The following is a 13,105-nucleotide window of genomic DNA, read 5'->3' on the forward strand; positions in this document are numbered from 1 at the left end:
AAGTTACGGTCTTTTCGCAACAAGAACAGGAACAAAGCGATCAATATGACGACAAATCGCAAAGTTTTACTACTCAATGGCCCCAACCTCAATATGCTGGGCGTTCGTGAGCCTGGGCACTATGGACAGAGAACGTTAGACCAAATTGTCGCCGATCTGACCTCACTTGCTGCAAACCTCAACCTCCAGCTTGAACATCTTCAGTCAAACGCCGAATACGCGCTGATTGACAGAATTCATCAAGCCATGGGTAATGTTGATTTTATTATTATCAACCCTGCTGCTTTTACACATACAAGCGTGGCGCTTCGTGATGCCATCCTTGCAGTGGGTATCCCATTCATTGAGGTACACCTATCTAACGTCCACGCACGCGAACCTTTTCGCCACCACTCTTACTTTTCTGATAAAGCAGAAGGAGTGATTTGTGGCTTAGGTGCCGACGGATACGAATTTGCACTGAAGGCAGCGGCTCGCCGCCTGCAGTCAGACGCCAACTGAACAACAATTTTGAAGAGACTAGACACCATGGATATTCGTAAAATCAAGAAACTGATTGAGCTGGTTGAAGAATCAGGCATTGCTGAACTAGAGATTTCGGAAGGTGAAGAATCCGTGCGCATCAGCCGTGCAGTTGCACCTGTTGCAGCTCCAGTACAGTATGCAGCAGCGCCGGTTCCAGCACCTGTAGCACCTGCACCAGCGGCGGCGGCACCTGTTGCAGCTCCAGTTGAAGCAGCACCTGCAGAAGTCTCTGGCCACAAAGTTCTTTCGCCAATGGTAGGTACTTTCTACCGTTCGCCAAGCCCAGAGGCTTCAGCGTTCGTAGAAGTCGGCCAATCAGTCAACGTTGGCGATACACTGTGTATCGTTGAAGCGATGAAAATGATGAACCAGATCCAATCTGACAAAGCAGGTGTGGTGAAGCAGATTTTGTGTGTAGACGGTCAAATCGTTGAGTTTGATGAAGCACTGATCATCATCGAGTAATCGAGGACAGTTATGTTAGATAAAATTGTCATCGCTAACCGCGGTGAGATCGCGCTTCGTATCCTGCGTGCATGTAAAGAGCTAGGCATCAAAACCGTTGCCGTTCACTCTACCGCTGACCGCGATCTGAAGCACGTGCTGCTGGCAGACGAGTCGATTTGTATCGGCCCTGCATCAAGTGTTGAAAGTTACCTGAATATTCCACGCATCATCAGTGCAGCAGAAGTCACTGGTGCTGTGGCTATCCACCCAGGCTACGGTTTCCTGTCTGAGAATGCGGATTTCGCAGAACAAGTCGAGCAATCTGGCTTTATCTTCGTTGGCCCTCGCGCTGAAACCATTCGCATCATGGGCGACAAAGTTGCAGCCATCAATGCGATGAAAAAAGCGGGCGTTCCATGTGTACCGGGTTCAGATGGCCCGTTGGACAACGATGAAGCGAAAAACAAAGCATTTGCTAAACGTATTGGCTACCCAGTAATCATCAAAGCCTCTGGTGGCGGCGGTGGTCGTGGTATGCGTGTTGTTCGCTCTGAAGCTGAGCTGGTTGAATCTATCGCGATGACTCGCGCCGAAGCCAAAGCAGCGTTCAATAACGATGTGGTTTACATGGAGAAATTCCTAGAAAACCCTCGTCACATTGAAGTGCAAGTATTGGCAGACGGTCAAGGTGGTGCAATTCACCTTGGTGAGCGTGACTGTTCAATGCAGCGTCGCCACCAGAAAGTGGTGGAAGAAGCCCCTGCACCGGGTATCACTGCTGAAATGCGTCGTTATATCGGTGAGCGTTGCTGCCGTGCATGTATCGAAATTGGTTACCGCGGCGCGGGTACGTTTGAATTCTTATATGAAAACGGCGAGTTCTACTTCATCGAGATGAACACCCGTATTCAGGTTGAGCACCCTGTGACCGAAATGGTCACTGGCGTTGACTTGATCAAAGAGCAACTGCGCATTGCTGCAGGTCAGCCATTGTCATTCACGCAAGACGATATCGTGATTCGTGGCCACGCCATTGAATGTCGAATCAATGCGGAAGATCCAGTACGCTTCCTGCCGAGCCCAGGTAAAATCGATCGTTTCCATGCACCCGGCGGTATGGGCGTGCGTTGGGAGTCTCACGTATACTCTGGCTACACTGTGCCTCCTCACTACGACTCCATGATTGGTAAGCTGATTTGTTTCGGTGAAAACCGTGACGTAGCAATCGCTCGCATGCGTAATGCATTGAGTGAGACCATCATCGATGGCATCAAAACTAATATCCCGCTTCAGCTGGAAATTATGAAAGATGAAAACTTCCAGCACGGTGGCGCGAACATCCACTACTTGGAAAAGAAATTGGGTATTCATAAGTAATCACGCGATACGCTGATTCCTCAATCTCTCGAAAGGCTGCAGCAATGCAGCCTTTTCTTTTTTCGAAGCCAAATACTCCCCGATTCGATTGCCGATTTATCTTAAGCGGTAGAGTCATCTAGCAGGTTGTCCTCGCCACCCTCTGCTCGACATAAACTAACACGCATCTTACCCCCTGCACCTTATGCAAGATTACGAGTACAATGTGCGCCTTTTCTTCACACTGTATTGTTGCAAACAGACGCTGGAAACCACCGTTTCTGTTTTGGAGACGTCTTATGAAGACACTTAGCAGCCGATACCGCCAAGCACATAAAGAAGCAAAATGGGCCATTGCGCTCGCCATCGCTTATTTCGTTTGGTGGTATGCCTCCGCCTATGGACTTGCCCCTGAAGGCATTGAGCAAACACTTCCGACGCTGTATTTCGGCATGCCACTTTGGTTTCTCATGGCATGCGTTATCGGTCCGTTCATCTTTACCGTACTGTGCGCCTTGATGGTGAAGTACCTCTATAAAGATATGCCTCTCGATATCGAACAGGACTCGTCCAATGAATAGCCAGTTACTCATTCCGATGGCGCTGTATTTGGTCGCCGTGTTTGCCTTAGCTATTTACTCGCGCCGAGAAGGTCAAAAGAGCCAAGGTTTTTTAAGCGAATACCTACTCGGTAACCGCAGCATGGGCGGTTTTGTGCTTGCTATGACATTAGCGGCAACTTATGCCAGTGCAAGTTCGTTCATCGGTGGCCCAGGCGCCGCGTATAAAATGGGATTAGGCTGGGTATTACTGGCGATGATCCAACTGCCCGCAGCTTGGCTCACGCTCGGCGTTCTGGGTAAAAAGTTTGCCATTGAGTCTCGCCGCCACAATGCACTCACACTGAATGACATGCTCTACGCACGATATAAAAACCGTGCCGTGGTCATTTTTGCCTCCCTTGCGCTGCTACTGGCCTTTTTCGGCACCATGGTGGTTCAGTTTGTCGGTGGCGCGCGTTTGCTTCAAACCGTCACCGGGCTTTCTTACATGCACGGGTTAATGCTATTTGCCTTAACCGTCGGCATATACACCACCATTGGCGGCTTCCGCGCAGTGGTGATGACCGACACCGTACAAGGCATCATGATGATCATCGGCACCATTGCACTCTTGGTTGGTATCGTGCATGCAGGTGGCAGCATTGGTGAGATGATGACAGAGCTGCACGCCATCGACCCTGCACTTATTACACCTTACGGCCCTGATGAATTCCTCTCACAGCCCTTCATGCTCAGTTTCTGGGTATTGGTGTGTTTTGGTGTGATAGGGCTACCTCATGCCGCGGTGCGCTGCATGTCGTATAAATCGAGTGGTTCTTTGCACAAAGGCATGGTGATCAGCACCGCCATGGTGGCATTTTTAATGCTAGGGATGCACCTCGCTGGCGCGCTCGGTCGTGCCATCGTGCCAGACGTGGCAAACCCCGACCAAATCATGCCAACGTTAATGATGACGGTACTCCCTCCAGTGGTTGCGGGGGTGTTCCTTGCTGGGCCGATGGCAGCCATCATGTCCACCATTGATTCGCAACTGATTCAGGCATCTGCGACGTTACTGAAAGATTTGTACCTCAACTACATCAACCCTAACGCCGAACGCCAACCTGAAATAGAAAGCAAGCTACCAACACTCTCTCTTTGGGTGACCGGAATTTTCTCATTGCTTGTGTTTGTCGCCGCCACTAACCCACCAGATATGATTATCTGGCTTAACTTACTGGCCTTCGGGGGTATGCAAGCTGTTTTCCTTTGGCCTCTTGTTCTCGGTTTGTATTGGAAGAAAGCGACAGCAGCAGGCGCAATGGCTTCCATGTTGACAGGGCTGGGTAGCTATGCGGCATTGTCGACCTTCAAACCAGATATGAGCGGTATTCATGCCATTGTACCTGCATTGAGTATTAGCCTCGTGGCATTCATTATGGTCAGCACACTCCAGCATCAACGTCTTCAGCCCACCGCAGACGCGTAAGGTAATACATTCCCCCTCTCGGACAGCCTCGGCTGTCCGTTTTTTTATGTTTTCTTAGCGATACGCTTCCTCGACCCTATGCGAGCTGACTACTTTTTATGCTAGAATCCGCCCCCTAAAACCGTAGTGAAACGAAAAAAGTGAATTAACCATGCCTTGGATTCAAATCAAACTGAACGCAACAGCGGAAACGGCAGAGCCAATCGGCGATATGCTGATGGACGACGCAGGCGCACTGTCAGTGACTTTCCTTGATGCTAAAGACACACCTGTCTTCGAACCTATGCCAGGTGAAACCCGCCTGTGGGGTGAAACAGACATCGTGGCACTTTACGATGCAGAAACCGACATGGATGCGGTAATGAGCATACTGAAAGCAAGTCCACTGCTTGTTGAAGGTTTCGCGCATAAAATCGAACAATTGGAAGACAAGGATTGGGAACGCGCTTGGATGGACAACTTCAAGCCAATGCGTTTTGGTCAGCGTCTTTGGGTTTGCCCAAGCTGGTGTGATGCACCCGATCCAGACGCCGTCAACATCATGCTAGATCCTGGTCTTGCATTTGGTACGGGCACACACCCAACGACCTCTCTTTGCTTAGAGTGGCTGGATGGCCTCGACCTCAATGGTAAAACCGTGATCGACTTTGGTTGTGGCTCAGGCATTCTTTCGCTGGCAGCTTTACTGTTAGGTGCAGAAAAAGTGATCGGTATTGATATCGACCCTCAAGCACTACAAGCGTCAAAAGCTAACGCAGAACGCAATGGCGTTTCAGATCGTCTAGAGCTTTACCTGCCAAAAGACCAACCAGAGAACCTACAGGCTGAAATCGTGGTCGCGAATATTCTCGCTGGTCCATTACGTGAGCTTTCTCCTGTGATCAAAAGCCTGATGATGCCAAACGGTAAATTGGCAATGTCTGGTGTTCTTGAAGCACAAGCAGAGTCTGTTGCCGATTGTTACCGCGATGAATTGAACGTAGATGACATCATTGTGAAAGAAGAATGGTGTCGTATTACGGGCCAGAAAGCCTAACTCAGTGATAATTGAACATTTTTTGTACTAAAAAATTGAATTCACTGACTTTTTAGAAAATCAAGACAGAACGCTCAAATATTGGCCTTTTCAGAGCGAGAAAAAATGCGTAAAATGCGCGCCCTTGCTGAGTTAGAAGGTAATACCTTGCAAATCGGACCATACAAGCTGGAAAACACCCTTATCGTCGCGCCCATGGCTGGCGTAACAGATAGGCCATTTCGCGAGCTTTGCCTTAGCCACGGTGCAGGCATGGCTGTCAGTGAAATGATGTCTTCCAATCCAGCGATGTGGCGAACCGCTAAGTCGATGAACAGGATGGTTCATCTCGATGAAAAAGGGATTCGTTCTGTTCAGATTGCAGGTGCAGAACCAACTTTGATGGCAGATGCCGCACGTTACTGTGTTGAGAATGGCGCTCAAATCGTCGATATCAACATGGGTTGTCCGGCAAAAAAGGTCAATAAAAAACTGGCCGGTTCAGCATTGCTGACCCGACCCGACATCATTGAGCAAATCCTGAAAGCAGTGGTTTCTGCGGTTGATGTTCCTGTCACCCTGAAAACACGGACAGGATGGGATCCGGAGAACAAGAATTGTCTCCAGATTGCCAAACTGGCTGAAGACTGCGGCATACAAGCACTGGCCCTACACGGTCGTACACGTGCTTGTATGTATAAAGGAGAAGCTGAGTACGACAGCATTCGTGCCGTTAAAGAGGCTATTTCTATTCCCGTTATCGCCAACGGAGATATTGATACCCCTCAGAAAGCGAAACATGTGCTGGAGTACACAGGTGCAGATGCCTTAATGATCGGCCGCCCGGCACAAGGGCGTCCATGGATTTTCCGAGAAATCCAACACTACCTCGACACGGGTGAAGAGCTTGCTGCTCCACCTATGAAAGAAGTAGAAGCAATTTTGTTAGGTCATGTTCAAGAGCTACACCAATTTTATGGTGAACTTAAAGGACTACGTATCGCACGCAAACACGTGGGATGGTACCTGAAAGAACATGATCTAATTGGCGATTTTCGCCGGACTTTCAACGCAATCGAAGACGCCAACCAGCAGATCGATGCGCTGCAAGATTATTTCGTAAACGTTGCATAAAATACGAGAAGAGCTGACAGAGTATGTTCGAACAAAACCTGACTTCAGAAGCATTGACAGTGACTACTGTGACTTCACAAGATCAAATCACCCAGAAGCCACTGCGTGACTCAGTAAAAGCCTCCCTAAAAAACTACCTAGCGCAGTTGAATGGCCAGGAAGTCAATGACCTGTACGAGCTGGTACTGGCAGAAGTTGAGCAGCCACTGCTGGACACCATCATGCAATACACTCGCGGTAACCAAACCCGCGCAGCAACCATGATGGGTATCAACCGTGGTACTCTGCGTAAGAAACTGAAAAAATACGGCATGAACTAAGTTCAAGCCCTATAAACAGTTTTAAAACAAAGGCCAAGCTTCTAAAGCTTGGCCTTTGTTGTTTCTGCTTCATTAGAAATGAATTCCTCACACAGCCCTCACGCCTCTTTCACAATCTCAAATTGCACGCGCCTATGCTCTGAACTTATACTCTCTCCCTAAATCGCTCGGCCTACACGTATGACTGGAGAGACACAATGGGGCACACCAACGCCACCAGCGACACCCAAAAGATGAGCAACCAAGACAAGCCTGCCATCTTGCATATCTGTCTTTCTACTGGCTGGGGCGGCCTTGAGATGTACCCTTCTCGTATGGGCAAAGAATTTATCGACAAAGGCTATCGCGTGTTTGGGCTGGCATCAGAAAACTCTCGCGTTGCCAATGCCATGAAAGAAGCAGGCATGGACGTGTTTACCGTCCCGAAAAAAGCAGCACTTTTTGGCCCAACGCTTTTTGCGCTCAATAAATGGCTCAAGGCCAACAATGTACAGATTGTGCATTGCCACAAATCCGGCGACATCTTGATCTCTGCTTTATTGAGCCTTTTGACACGCAGATACACCCTGTTTACCGAGCATATGGGTGTGAAACGCCCTAAAAAAGATATCTACCACCGCTGGGTCTATGGTCACGTCGATCAGGTGCTTTCAATCAGCAACGAAACCTACCAACGCAATATCAAAGCGCTCCCTGTCGTCGAAAACAAAGTCGAAAGGCTATGGCTAGGCACCTACATTGAGAAGAAAACGTTCGATGAAGAAAATCGCCCCCACCTTTTAGCGGACGAATACGGTCTTTCTCATGACACCACCTTTATCGGTTCAGTTGGCCGTATTTGTGATGGCAAAGGTCAGGCTGATTTACTGGCTGGGTTTGAATTGATCGCGGCTGATTATCCCAATACGCACTTGGTATTGATTGGTGGGCTCAACCCTGATGAAGGCGCAGATGAAGATTTTTCTAACAAGCTGCAAGAGAAAGCCAAGTCTTCCGTTTTTGCAGACAGAGTGCATCTCGCAGGGTACCGTAAAAATGTGCCTACGCTGTTAGAAGAAATTCAGATTGTCTGTCTACCCTATTGGAATGAAGCATTTGGCTTAACGGCGATTGAAGCCATGGCCCAGCATTGCGCCATCGTGGCATCAAATACAGGGGCGCTACCTGAGATATTGGAAGAAACAGGCGTGTATAGCGCACCTCAAGATCCGCAGTCTATTGCCGCAGGGCTGAAGCAGTACTTAGATGATCCCGCGTTAATCGCGAAAAATGCACAAGAAGGATATTTACGCGCTGTTGAGCATTTTTCGATGCAGGGGCACGCTGACAAGCTCGAAGAGATCTATTTGAGAGGTGTTTAGTCTTCCTTCCTCTTGAATGCCTCTTGAATGCCGCACAATGAACAACTAGCCAAAAAACATAAAAAAAGCGCCAACAATGGCGCTTTTTTTATGAAAGCCTAAAGATGATTAGGCTCTGAGCAATTACAGGTATTCACACAGGTAAGCAGTGGTTTGCTCAACCTTCACTTGGAAAGATGATTCACCTGGGATTTCAAAGTCATCACCTGCGCCGAAGGTTTCCCATTCGATATGACCCGGCAACTTAACAGTCAGCTCACCTTTAATCACTTTCATACGCTCAGGGGCTGCTGTACCAAACGTGTACTCACCCACTTCCATCACGCCTATGCTCAATGGGCCTTTGTTTTCAAAGCTGATGGACTTCACGCCACCATCAAAATATTCGTTTACCTTTAACATCTTTGTCCTTACTTATCTTGTGATGTACCCATTCGATGGCAAGGTGTGTGTTTGTCACTGCGCTATATTCGGCGGGTACGTATCCTTTCGGTTTCCCTGACGCTATCACACTCTTTTTGCGTTCCCAAACACTATTTAGTCTAGTGACGAAGAGAACCAAATCAGAGTCTTAAGCCGTATCACGTATTTTATACACTTGGTATGCGCTGCATGTGCCAGACTTACCAATCACACGCGTTTTTATTAACAAGGAACCCACAATGTCACAAGTTACGTTTCATGGACAGCCTCTTCCACTCTCAGGTTCAATCCCAGCCACTGGCGCACCAGCACCTGACTTTTCACTGACGGCGGGCGATCTGTCTGATCTCACGCTAGAAAGCCTTCGCGGTAACAAAGTCGTTCTCAACATTTTCCCAAGCATTGATACACCAACGTGTGCGAGTAGCGTGCGTGCATTCAATGAAAAAGCGGCATCAACCAGCAACACAAAGGTCGTGTGTGTGTCTGCTGATCTGCCATTTGCTGTTAGCCGTTTCTGCGAGCTGGAAGGTCTGGAGAACGTTCAGCATGCTTCAACGTTTAGAAGCCCTGCGTTTCTAAAAGACTACGGTCTTTTGATTGCTGAAGGGCCACTACGCGATTTAGCAGCACGAGCAGTCGTGGTATTGAATGAAGGCGGTGTAGTGACTTACGTTGAGCTTGTTGGTGAATTAGGTGACGAGCCAAACTATGATGCCGCACTAGCTGCATTGTCTGCATAATTGCGCTAAGGCAAGAAAAAAAGCGAGCCTATCAAGCTCGCTTTTTCGTTCGAATTAGCTATTCATCTGCGAGCGCTTCAAGTATCGAGCAATGGCTTGCGTCATCATCAACGTGCCCACAGCACGCATCGTTGAGCTTTTTAAGCGCCACACGAATTTGCGCCAGTTCAGCGATTTTCTGATCTATTTCATCCAGCTTCTTTTGAGTGATCCCTTTTACTTCTGCGCAACTATGCTGGCTCGCTTCAAGACGGATATCCAACAATTCTTGAATTTCATCGAGCGTCAGGCCGATACGCTTTGCTTTCAAAATAAAGTGGATACGCGACACGGCATCTTCATCATAAAGACGATAGCCGCTGTCACTTCGTGAAGAAGGCTGAAGTAGTCCGACTTTCTCATAAAAACGCAGAGTATCGCCCGACACGCCCGCCCGCTTGGCTAACTGCCCAATCTGTAACATCTTCATGAATTGTTTCTTCCGGATTCTGTGACAAAACAACAAAAGCAATCGATTGCGTCACCAAATTAGGTTAGAATGTGCGCCATTCCAACGTGAGACACCGCGGTGTCTGGGTCTTTGGCAAAAGGGTCTCTTTCTGACCATTTTGCCAAATATCCTATCCCCACAGTTAAAGAGATGGTAGCAATGGAAAACGCTCGTCCTATTCGTCGCGCATTGATTAGCGTATCTGACAAAACTGGCATTGTAGAATTTGCCAAGACCCTCGCAGAAAAAGGTGTCGATATTCTCTCCACCGGCGGTACTGCTCGCCTACTGGCAGAACAAGGTCTCACGGTCACTGAAGTTTCAGATTACACCGGTTTTCCAGAAATGATGGACGGACGTGTCAAAACCCTGCACCCGAAAGTGCATGGCGGTATTTTGGGCCGCCGTGAAACTGATGACAACATCATGAACGAACATGGTATCGCACCTATCGACATGGTAGTGGTTAACCTTTACCCGTTTGCTGAAACCGTCGCAAAAGAAGGCTGTACGCTAGAAGATGCGGTTGAGAACATCGATATCGGTGGCCCAACCATGGTTCGCTCTGCGGCGAAAAACCACAAAGACGTTACCATCGTGGTGAATGCTTCTGATTATGGTCGCGTTCTGTCTGAGCTAGACGCAAACAACGGTTCACTCTCGTTGCAAACACGCTTTGACTTGGCCATATCTGCCTTCGAACACACCGCTGCGTATGACGGCATGATCGCTAACTACTTTGGTACCATGGTGCCATCGTATGGCGACAACAAAGAAGGTGATGAACCTTCTCCTGAGAACAAGAGCAAGTTCCCACGCACCTTCAACCAGCAATTCATCAAAAAACAAGACATGCGCTATGGCGAGAACAGCCACCAAGCGGCGGCGTTCTACACAGAAGCGAACCCAGAAGAAGCCTCTGTTTCTACTGCGACTCAGCTTCAAGGTAAAGCACTGTCTTACAACAACATCGCAGATACCGACGCCGCACTTGAGTGTGTGAAAGAGTTCGTTGAACCTGCGTGCGTTATCGTTAAGCACGCCAACCCATGTGGCGTTGCGCTCGGCGACAACTTACTTGAAGCGTACGATCGCGCTTACAAAACCGACCCTACCTCGGCATTTGGCGGCATTATCGCCTTTAACCGTGAACTGGATGCGGAAACCGCACAAGCCATTGTTGACCGCCAGTTTGTAGAAGTCATCATTGCACCATCCGTTTCTGCAGCAGCATCTGACGTTGTCAGCGCGAAGAAAAACGTTCGCCTTTTGGTATGTGGCCAATGGAGCACACAAACCACGGGCTTCGACGTGAAACGCGTTAACGGTGGTTTGTTGGTGCAAGACCGCGACCAAGGCATGGTGTCACTGGATGATTTGAAAGTAGTTTCTAAACGTCAGCCGACTGAAGAAGAACTTCGTGACGCGCAGTTCTGCTGGAAAGTGGCGAAGTACGTGAAATCAAACGCGATCGTCTACGCAAAAGGCAACATGACCATCGGCGTAGGTGCAGGTCAAATGAGCCGCGTTTACTCTGCGAAAATTGCAGGCATTAAAGCCGCTGATGAGAATTTGGAAGTGGCAGGTAGCGTAATGGCTTCAGATGCCTTCTTCCCGTTCCGTGATGGTATTGATGCAGCCGCTGAAGCGGGTATTACCTGTGTGATTCAACCAGGTGGTTCTATGCGTGATGACGAAGTGGTTGCTGCCGCTGACGAGCACGGCATGGCAATGGTCTTCACTGGCATGCGTCACTTCCGTCACTAAGAGACAGTCACTAATAAATAACACGCGATGCGCAGTATCTCGAAGAGACTGCGCATCTATCCACACTTACGTTTTTGCCCTTTTAAGCGCGCTCTTGCCTTAAAAGAAAGAGGGAACGCAAAAATATGAACATCCTTGTTATTGGTGGCGGTGGTCGTGAACATGCACTTGCATGGAAAGCCGCTCAATCTGCAAATGTTGAAACGGTTTTTGTTGCACCAGGAAACGCAGGCACTGCGCTAGAACCAAAGCTTGAAAATGTCGCTATCGATGTTGAAGATATTGCGGCTCTTGTTGATTTTGCCAAATCAAAAAATGTGGCATTGACGATCGTGGGCCCGGAAGTACCTTTGGTACTGGGTGTGGTTGACGCTTTCCAAGCAGAAAGCCTCGCCATCTTTGGCCCAACACAAGCTGCAGCGCAGCTTGAAGGCTCAAAAGCCTTCACCAAGGATTTCTTGGCTCGCCACGCGATTCCTTCTGCGGATTACCAAAACTTCACCGAGATTGAGCCAGCATTGGCTTATGTACGTGAAAAAGGTGCGCCTATCGTCGTCAAAGCTGACGGTCTTGCTGCAGGTAAAGGCGTTATCGTTGCCATGACCTTGGAAGAAGCGGAAGACGCTATCCGTGACATGCTGGCAGGTAACGCATTTGGCGAAGCCGGTCACCGTGTGGTGGTTGAAGAGTTCCTTGATGGCGAAGAAGCCAGCTTCATCGTGATGGTTGATGGTGAGAACGTGTTGCCAATGGCCACCAGCCAAGACCACAAACGTGTCGGTAACGGCGATACGGGACCAAACACTGGCGGCATGGGGGCATATAGCCCTGCACCGGTTGTAACCCCTGAGATTCATGATCGCGTGATGAACGAGGTTATCTTCCCTACCGTTCGCGGTATGGCTGCCGAAGGCAACCCTTACTCAGGCTTCTTGTACGCAGGTTTGATGGTAATGGCTGACGGCACACCGAAAGTGATCGAGTACAACTGCCGCTTTGGTGATCCTGAAACACAACCTATCATGCTGCGCCTTCAATCTGATTTGGTTGCACTGTGCCAAGCTGCTGTTGCAGGCAAGCTTGATACCGTTGAGTCTAAGTGGGATCCACGTGCTTCAATCGGTGTTGTGCTGGCAGCAGGCGGATACCCTGCCTCTTACAACAAAGGCGACGTGATTTCAGGATTGTCTGCTGAGTCATCAGACAGTGCGAAAGTCTTCCACGCAGGAACAGCGGAGAAAGACGGTAACGTTGTGACTGCAGGCGGTCGTGTGCTGTGTGCAACAGCGATGGGCGATAGCGTATTAGACGCTCAGCAGCGCGCATACGCGCTTGCATCGCAAATTAGCTGGGATGGGATGTTCCACCGCGATGACATCGGCTACCGCGCAATAGCGCGTGAAAAAGACGCATCGTCTAACTAACACCTACATCAGTGCCAGTACCAAACGCAAAAACGCGCCCATGAGGCGCGTTTTTTAATTCGTATTTTT

Annotated in this window: 14 protein-coding genes; 12 read left to right on the plus strand and 2 right to left on the minus strand. The window is 49.0% G+C overall.

Going from position 1 to position 13,105, the window contains the following annotated elements:
• Positions 1-45 precede the first annotated feature (45 nt).
• The 9 genes from aroQ to LRP50_RS22065 all read left to right on the plus strand — a co-directional run bounded on the left by aroQ (position 46) and on the right by LRP50_RS22065 (position 8,189).
• Entirely contained in the window at positions 46-501 is a 456-nt protein-coding gene (gene aroQ, locus LRP50_RS22025; protein ID WP_274166585.1) for a type II 3-dehydroquinate dehydratase, read from the plus strand.
• A gap of 27 nt (positions 502-528) precedes the next feature.
• Positions 529-990 (plus strand): acetyl-CoA carboxylase biotin carboxyl carrier protein, encoded by a 462-nt coding sequence (gene accB / locus LRP50_RS22030; RefSeq protein ID WP_274166586.1) that lies wholly within the window; start codon positions 529-531, stop codon positions 988-990.
• 12 nt (positions 991-1,002) lie between these two features.
• Positions 1,003-2,349, plus strand: coding sequence for an acetyl-CoA carboxylase biotin carboxylase subunit (gene accC / locus LRP50_RS22035; protein ID WP_274166587.1), 1,347 nt, complete (start codon positions 1,003-1,005; stop codon positions 2,347-2,349).
• A gap of 278 nt (positions 2,350-2,627) precedes the next feature.
• Positions 2,628-2,909 carry a YhdT family protein gene (locus LRP50_RS22040; RefSeq protein ID WP_274166588.1) on the plus strand — a complete coding sequence of 94 codons (282 nt, stop codon included), beginning with the start codon at positions 2,628-2,630 and terminating at the stop codon, positions 2,907-2,909.
• Complete coding sequence (gene panF / locus LRP50_RS22045; protein WP_274166589.1) at positions 2,902-4,359, plus strand: sodium/pantothenate symporter; 1,458 nt, start codon at positions 2,902-2,904, stop codon at positions 4,357-4,359. The genes LRP50_RS22040 and panF overlap by 8 nt, the downstream gene beginning before the upstream one ends.
• Positions 4,360-4,510: 151 nt before the next feature.
• Positions 4,511-5,395 (plus strand): 50S ribosomal protein L11 methyltransferase, encoded by an 885-nt coding sequence (gene prmA / locus LRP50_RS22050; RefSeq protein ID WP_274166590.1) that lies wholly within the window; start codon positions 4,511-4,513, stop codon positions 5,393-5,395.
• A gap of 147 nt (positions 5,396-5,542) precedes the next feature.
• Complete coding sequence (gene dusB / locus LRP50_RS22055) at positions 5,543-6,508, plus strand: tRNA dihydrouridine synthase DusB (protein ID WP_274166608.1); 966 nt, start codon at positions 5,543-5,545, stop codon at positions 6,506-6,508.
• Between the two features lie 23 nt (positions 6,509-6,531).
• A complete protein-coding gene (gene fis / locus LRP50_RS22060; RefSeq protein WP_002542007.1) occupies positions 6,532-6,828 on the plus strand; it encodes a DNA-binding transcriptional regulator Fis in 297 nt (98 codons plus the stop codon).
• A gap of 197 nt (positions 6,829-7,025) precedes the next feature.
• Complete coding sequence (locus LRP50_RS22065; protein WP_274166591.1) at positions 7,026-8,189, plus strand: glycosyltransferase family 4 protein; 1,164 nt, start codon at positions 7,026-7,028, stop codon at positions 8,187-8,189.
• A gap of 123 nt (positions 8,190-8,312) precedes the next feature.
• On the opposite strand, the gene ppnP is transcribed toward LRP50_RS22065, so the two are convergent.
• The gene (gene ppnP / locus LRP50_RS22070) at positions 8,313-8,591 is read right to left on the minus strand and encodes a pyrimidine/purine nucleoside phosphorylase (RefSeq protein WP_274166592.1); all 279 of its coding nucleotides are present in this window, start codon (positions 8,589-8,591) and stop codon (positions 8,313-8,315) included.
• 260 nt (positions 8,592-8,851) lie between these two features.
• Between ppnP and tpx the strand changes: the two genes are divergently transcribed.
• Complete coding sequence (tpx, locus tag LRP50_RS22075) at positions 8,852-9,355, plus strand: thiol peroxidase (protein ID WP_274166593.1); 504 nt, start codon at positions 8,852-8,854, stop codon at positions 9,353-9,355.
• Between the two features lie 58 nt (positions 9,356-9,413).
• On the opposite strand, the gene zntR is transcribed toward tpx, so the two are convergent.
• Positions 9,414-9,824, minus strand: a complete 411-nt coding sequence (zntR, locus tag LRP50_RS22080) for a Zn(2+)-responsive transcriptional regulator (protein ID WP_274166594.1) — start codon at positions 9,822-9,824, stop codon at positions 9,414-9,416.
• A gap of 180 nt (positions 9,825-10,004) precedes the next feature.
• Here zntR and purH point away from each other — a divergent pair, with 180 nt between their 5' ends.
• Together purH and purD are read left to right on the plus strand one after the other, a co-directional pair.
• A complete protein-coding gene (gene purH / locus LRP50_RS22085; RefSeq protein WP_274166595.1) occupies positions 10,005-11,612 on the plus strand; it encodes a bifunctional phosphoribosylaminoimidazolecarboxamide formyltransferase/IMP cyclohydrolase in 1,608 nt (535 codons plus the stop codon).
• Positions 11,613-11,737: 125 nt separating this feature from the next.
• A complete protein-coding gene (gene purD / locus LRP50_RS22090; RefSeq protein ID WP_274166596.1) occupies positions 11,738-13,036 on the plus strand; it encodes a phosphoribosylamine--glycine ligase in 1,299 nt (432 codons plus the stop codon).
• Positions 13,037-13,105 lie beyond the last annotated feature (69 nt).

Source organism: Enterovibrio gelatinilyticus, from assembly GCF_028683095.1.
GTDB lineage: Bacteria > Pseudomonadota > Gammaproteobacteria > Enterobacterales > Vibrionaceae > Enterovibrio > Enterovibrio gelatinilyticus.

Bases quoted from the DNA above. Each gene is read 5' to 3' on its own strand.
- tpx (WP_274166593.1), top strand. From the start codon at position 8,852: ATGTCACAAGTTACGTTTCATGGACAGCCTCTTCCACTCTCAGGTTCA.
- LRP50_RS22040 (WP_274166588.1), top strand. From the start codon at position 2,628: ATGAAGACACTTAGCAGCCGATACCGCCAAGCACATAAAGAAGCAAAA.
- accC (WP_274166587.1), top strand. From the start codon at position 1,003: ATGTTAGATAAAATTGTCATCGCTAACCGCGGTGAGATCGCGCTTCGT.
- ppnP (WP_274166592.1), bottom strand. From the start codon at position 8,591: ATGTTAAAGGTAAACGAATATTTTGATGGTGGCGTGAAGTCCATCAGC.
- fis (WP_002542007.1), top strand. From the start codon at position 6,532: ATGTTCGAACAAAACCTGACTTCAGAAGCATTGACAGTGACTACTGTG.
- accB (WP_274166586.1), top strand. From the start codon at position 529: ATGGATATTCGTAAAATCAAGAAACTGATTGAGCTGGTTGAAGAATCA.
- aroQ (WP_274166585.1), top strand. From the start codon at position 46: ATGACGACAAATCGCAAAGTTTTACTACTCAATGGCCCCAACCTCAAT.
- purH (WP_274166595.1), top strand. From the start codon at position 10,005: ATGGAAAACGCTCGTCCTATTCGTCGCGCATTGATTAGCGTATCTGAC.
- panF (WP_274166589.1), top strand. From the start codon at position 2,902: ATGAATAGCCAGTTACTCATTCCGATGGCGCTGTATTTGGTCGCCGTG.
- LRP50_RS22065 (WP_274166591.1), top strand. From the start codon at position 7,026: ATGGGGCACACCAACGCCACCAGCGACACCCAAAAGATGAGCAACCAA.
- zntR (WP_274166594.1), bottom strand. From the start codon at position 9,824: ATGAAGATGTTACAGATTGGGCAGTTAGCCAAGCGGGCGGGCGTGTCG.
- prmA (WP_274166590.1), top strand. From the start codon at position 4,511: ATGCCTTGGATTCAAATCAAACTGAACGCAACAGCGGAAACGGCAGAG.
- purD (WP_274166596.1), top strand. From the start codon at position 11,738: ATGAACATCCTTGTTATTGGTGGCGGTGGTCGTGAACATGCACTTGCA.